Source organism: Nocardioides sp., assembly GCF_031422975.1.
Classification (GTDB): domain Bacteria; phylum Actinomycetota; class Actinomycetes; order Propionibacteriales; family Nocardioidaceae; genus Nocardioides.
Map to the genome: position 1 here is coordinate 1 of NZ_JANPEO010000359.1, position 1,567 is coordinate 1,567.

Consider the following 1,567-nt stretch of genomic DNA (forward strand, 5'->3'; position numbering starts at 1 on the left):
CCTCGCCGTTCGTGCACGAGATGATGCACGTCCACCTCGTCACCGTCGGCGCGTTGTTCTTCTGGCCGCTGATGGGCATCGACCCGCTGCCCGGACGCGTCAGCTATCCCGCCCGGGTGCTGCTGACCGTGCTCACGCTGCCGTTCCACGCGTTCCTGGGCGTTACGATCATGGGGCAGACGACGCTGCTGGGGGAGTCGCACTACCTATCGCTGCGGGAGGGGCCGATGGCCTCGTGGCTCCCGCCGGCGCTCGAGGACCAGCACCTGGCCGGCGGGCTCCTGTGGGGCGCGGGCGACCTGATCGGCCTGCTCTTCTTCGCCGTGCTCTTCGTCCAGTGGGTGCGCTCGTCGTTCAAGGAGGCCGAGCGGGAGGACCGGCGCCTCGACCTGTTGGAGGTGCGGGCTCGTCGCACCGGAGCCGAGCGGTAGCATCGCGCTCGTGAGCCGACTCAAGGTGCTGGTCTACAGCGACGACATCGACACCCGCCAGCAGGTCATCCTCGCTCTCGGTCGGCGGCCGCACCCGGACCTGCCCGAGCTGGAGTACGTCGAGGTGGCCACCGAGCCGGTCGTCATCCAGAACATGGATGCCGGCCACATCGACCTGGCGATCCTCGACGGCGAAGCCGTGCCGGCCGGCGGCATGGGCATCGCCAAGCAGCTCAAGGACGAGATCTACCAGTGCCCGCCCGTGCTGGTGCTGACCGGCCGGCCGCAGGACGCCTGGCTCGCGACCTGGTCGCGCGCCGAGGCCGCCGTCCCGCACCCGATCGACCCGGTCCAGCTCGCCGAGGCCGTCATCTCGCTGCTGCGCTCGCGGGTGCCGGCCACCACCACCTGAGCGTTCCCTGTCGCGCGAGACGGTCCCAGGAGCGCGGGTCTGCGTCTGGAACACTCGGCGCATGACCACTTGGCCCGATGTGCTCTCCACCCTCACGGCCCGACGCGACCTGTCCGCGGAGCAGGCCACGTGGGCGATGGCGCAGATTCTTGCCGGTGAGGCCACTCCGGCGCAGATCGCGGGCTTCGCTGTGGCCTTGCGGGCCAAGGGCGAGACCGTGGCCGAGGTGTCTGCGCTGGCAGACGCGATGCTGGCCGCCGGCAACTCGATCTCCGTGGACGGGCGCCTGCTCGACGTCGTCGGCACCGGCGGTGACCGGTCGATGTCGGTCAACATCTCGACCATGGCCGCCATCGTCGCGGCCGGCGCGGGCGCGCGCGTGGTCAAGCACGGCAGCCGCTCGGCATCCTCGACGTCCGGCTCGGCCGACGTGCTCGAGCAGCTCGGCATCCGCCTCGACCTGCCGGTCGCGCGCGTTGCCGAGGTCGCCCTCGAGGCGGGCATCACCTTCTGCTTCGCGGCTGCCTTCCACCCGGCGATGCGGCATGCGGCGGTGCCGCGCCGCGAGCTTGGCATCGCCACCAGCTTCAACCTCCTCGGCCCGCTGACCAACCCGGCCCGGCCGGCAGCCCAGGCCATCGGCTGTGCCGATCCCGCGGCCGCCCCGGTGATGGCGGGCGTGTTCGCATCCCGCGGCGTCGACGCCTGGGTGTTCCGCGGGGAT

3 protein-coding genes are annotated in these 1,567 nt (G+C 71.7%); all 3 read left to right on the forward strand.

Features of this window, described 5'->3' with window-relative positions:
• Positions 1-431, forward strand: a 431-nt coding sequence (locus RMO85_RS10895; RefSeq protein ID WP_310528748.1) for a cytochrome c oxidase assembly protein, incomplete at its 5' end; no start/stop codon positions are given.
• Between the two features lie 10 nt (positions 432-441).
• On the forward strand, positions 442-843 hold the full coding sequence (locus tag RMO85_RS10900) for a hypothetical protein (RefSeq protein WP_310528749.1): 402 nt from the start codon (positions 442-444) through the stop codon (positions 841-843).
• A gap of 61 nt (positions 844-904) precedes the next feature.
• A partial coding sequence (gene trpD / locus RMO85_RS10905; protein ID WP_310528750.1) for an anthranilate phosphoribosyltransferase occupies positions 905-1,567 on the forward strand: 663 nt, incomplete at its 3' end.